Annotated in this window: 4 protein-coding genes; 2 read left to right on the top strand and 2 right to left on the bottom strand. The window is 68.6% G+C overall.

Annotated features, from left to right (window positions below):
• The first annotated feature begins 33 nt into the window (after nucleotides 1-33).
• Complete coding sequence (locus ACWEGE_RS46865) at nucleotides 34-141, top strand: M15 family metallopeptidase (protein WP_449659860.1); 108 nt, start codon at nucleotides 34-36, stop codon at nucleotides 139-141.
• A gap of 47 nt (nucleotides 142-188) precedes the next feature.
• Here ACWEGE_RS46865 and ACWEGE_RS46860 read toward each other — a convergent pair whose 3' ends face one another.
• Both ACWEGE_RS46860 and ACWEGE_RS46855 read right to left on the bottom strand, forming a co-directional pair.
• A complete protein-coding gene (locus tag ACWEGE_RS46860) occupies nucleotides 189-899 on the bottom strand; it encodes an ABC transporter permease (RefSeq protein ID WP_449666995.1) in 711 nt (236 codons plus the stop codon).
• The gene (locus ACWEGE_RS46855) at nucleotides 896-1,594 is read right to left on the bottom strand and encodes an ABC transporter permease (protein WP_449666994.1); all 699 of its coding nucleotides are present in this window, start codon (nucleotides 1,592-1,594) and stop codon (nucleotides 896-898) included. Before ACWEGE_RS46855 ends, ACWEGE_RS46860 begins: the two co-directional genes overlap by 4 nt.
• 138 nt (nucleotides 1,595-1,732) lie before the next feature.
• Between ACWEGE_RS46855 and ACWEGE_RS46850 the strand changes: the two genes are divergently transcribed.
• On the top strand, nucleotides 1,733-2,653 hold the full coding sequence (locus ACWEGE_RS46850; protein ID WP_449666993.1) for an ABC transporter substrate-binding protein: 921 nt from the start codon (nucleotides 1,733-1,735) through the stop codon (nucleotides 2,651-2,653).
• Nucleotides 2,654-2,752: the final 99 nt, after the last annotated feature.

The following is a 2,752-nucleotide window of genomic DNA, read 5'->3' as shown; positions in this document are numbered from 1 at the left end:
CCCTACGTCGACCGGACGCAGAGCGTGCCGGGCATGATCCACGCGGGCGACGGCACCGAGCGGGCGTTCACCACCCGCGGCTGGACCTGGGGCGGTTCCTGGGACACCCCGATCGACTACCAGCACTTCGAGAAGCCCTGAGGTCGGCCGCCGCGGCGGGCTGCCCGGCCCGCCGCCGGCCGGTTTTCCTAGTCGCGGCGCGCGTTCTGCAGCGCCAGGCCGCGCGGGGTGGCCACGCGGGTGATCAACGCGAACGCGCCGTCGCACACAAGTGCCAGTACCACCGCCGCCAGGCCGCCCGCGAAGATCGCGCCATACCCCTGGGCGCCGACCGCGAAGCCGTCCACTATGTAACGGCCCAGGCCACCGCCGTCGTTGACGATCGCTCCGATGGCCACCGTGGCGATCAGCTGGAGGAACGCCACCCTCGCGCCCGCCAGGATCACCGGGGATGCCAACGGGAGTTCGAGGCGCAGCATGATCTGCCACTCGCGGTGACCCGTTCCGCGGGCCGCGTCGATCGTCTCCTGCTCCAGCGTCACCACGCCCGCGTACGTGTTCGTGAACAACGGGGGCATCGCCAGCGCGACCAGCGCCAGCAGCAACGGCCAGAACGTCGTGTCCAGCTCCCAGCGGCTGGCCAGGAACCAGAACAGGATGATCAACCCGAAACTCGGGATCGCCCGGCCGATGTTCACCGCGCTGCTCGCGAGGAACGCGCCGCGGCGGTAGTGGGCCAGCCAGAGTGCCGCCGGGATCGTCAGCGCCGCCGCGATGGCCAGCGCCAGCAACGAGAACCGGAGGTGCTCCAGCGTGCGGTACGGGACGCCGGCCTTGTCGGTCCAGCTCCAGCGGTTCGGCTCCGCCAGCCACGCGTTCAGCTGATCGAGGAAGCTCATCGGGCCCGCACCTTCCGCGACCAGGGCGCCAGCACGCGCTCGCTGAGCCAGAGGACCAGGTCGACCACCACCGCCAGGACGACCGACAGGCCAACGCCGACGATGATCTCCGTCGAGTTGGGAGTCGCCGTCTGGATGCCCGCGCGGATGAAGTAGCCCAAACCGCCGAGGCCGAGCATCGAAGTGACGGTCACCAGGCCGATCGTCGTCACCGCCGCGACCCGCAGGCCGGCGATCACCACCGGCAGGGCCAGCGGCAGCTCGATCTGCCAGAGCAGCCTGCCGCGCGTGTACCCCATGCCGACCGCGGCCTCGCGGACCTCGTTCGGCACCTGGTCGACGCCGGTGACGATGTTGCGGATCAGGATCAGCAGCGTGTACGTCGCGAGCGGGATCATCGCGGAGACGAACGTCAGCCCGAAGAACGGCACCAGTACCGCGAACGCGCCCAGGCTCGGGATCACGTACAACGCGCCCGCCGTGCCGAGGATCACCGGGTACGACCAGCGGTAGCGCAGGGAGACCACGGCCAGCCCGATCGAGACCACCAGGCCGATGCCCAGCGCGGCGCCGGTCAGCGAGATGTGCTCGACCAGGCGCTGGACGATGGCGTCGGCGTTGCGGTCCACCCACTTCCACTGGAAGATCGGGGGGCCGCCAGCGGCGGCCAGCGGCGTCACCGCGGTCACGTGCACGGGCCGACCTTACCCCGATCAGGCGCAAATATTCCGCGGAGTGGGAATTTCGGGGGCTTTCTCCCACCATGTGGATTCTTGTCGGAGGTCGGGACTAGGGTCCTTTCGTCTGTTCGAGTGACGAGGGAGTGGGGATTCGTGCGCTGGTTCCGGAACGCGTCCGTGGTGGCGGTGGCCGTCGCGGCAACGCTCGGTTTGGCCGCCTGTGGCGGCAGCGACAGCGGTGACAAGCCCGCCGCGCAGGGCAAGGGCGGGGCGCCGATCGTCGTCGCGTCCTTCAACTTCACCGACAGCCAGATCCTCGCCGAGATCTACGCGCAGGCGCTGGAGGCCAAGGGCTACCCGGTGACGCGCAAGCTGAACCTGGGCTCGCGGGAGCTGATCTACCCGTCGCTGAAGTCCGGTGAGCTGCAGTTCATCCCGGAGTACCAGGGCGCGGCGATCACCACCGGCTTCGGCAAGGAGGCGGGCAAGACCGCCCAGGAGGAGCACGAGCAGCTGGCGAAGCTGTTCGAGCCCAGCGGCGTCGGGCTGCTGAACTTCGCGGCCGCCGAGGACAAGAACACCTACATCGTCAAGTCCGACCTGGCCAAGGACAAGGGCATCGCGTCGATCAGCGACCTGAAGAAGCTCGACAAGGTCGTCATGGCCGGCCCGCCGGAGTGCGAGAAGCGCCTGCCGTGCTTCAAGGGCTTCACGGACGTCTACCAGCTGACCAACATCAGCTTCCAGACCATCCAGGAAGCCGGCCCGCGCGTCCAGCAGCTCAAGTCCGGGGCCGTCACGGTCATCCCGGTCGACTCGGTCAGCCCGCTGACCGGTGACCCGGCCTACACCGTGCTCAAGGACGACCTCAACATCGTGCCGACCGAGAACGTCGTGCCCGCGGTGAACAAGAAGGTCCTCGACGAGCGCGGCGCCGACTTCGCGAACGCGGTCAACGCCGTGAGCGCGAAGCTGACGACCGACGTAATGCGCGACCTGAACAAGCGCGTCGACTCGGACGGCGAGAAGGCGGCCGACGTCGCGAAGGACTGGCTCGGCCAGGCCGGGCTCTGACCTGGACGAGTAATGCGTGACTCGGTTGGTGGTCGGGCGAAGCCCAGAAATCATGGAGCTGGGTGGTCATCCCGTCGCCTGAGGCCGTCAAATCACTTT

Source organism: Amycolatopsis sp. NPDC004747 (genome assembly GCF_053601335.1).
This window is presented reverse-complemented; position numbering and strand designations above follow the sequence as displayed.

Coding starts and splice junctions, on each gene's coding strand:
- ACWEGE_RS46865 (WP_449659860.1), top strand. CDS start 34: ATGATCCACGCGGGCGACGGCACCGAGCGGGCGTTCACCACCCGCGGC.
- ACWEGE_RS46860 (WP_449666995.1), bottom strand. CDS start 899: ATGAGCTTCCTCGATCAGCTGAACGCGTGGCTGGCGGAGCCGAACCGC.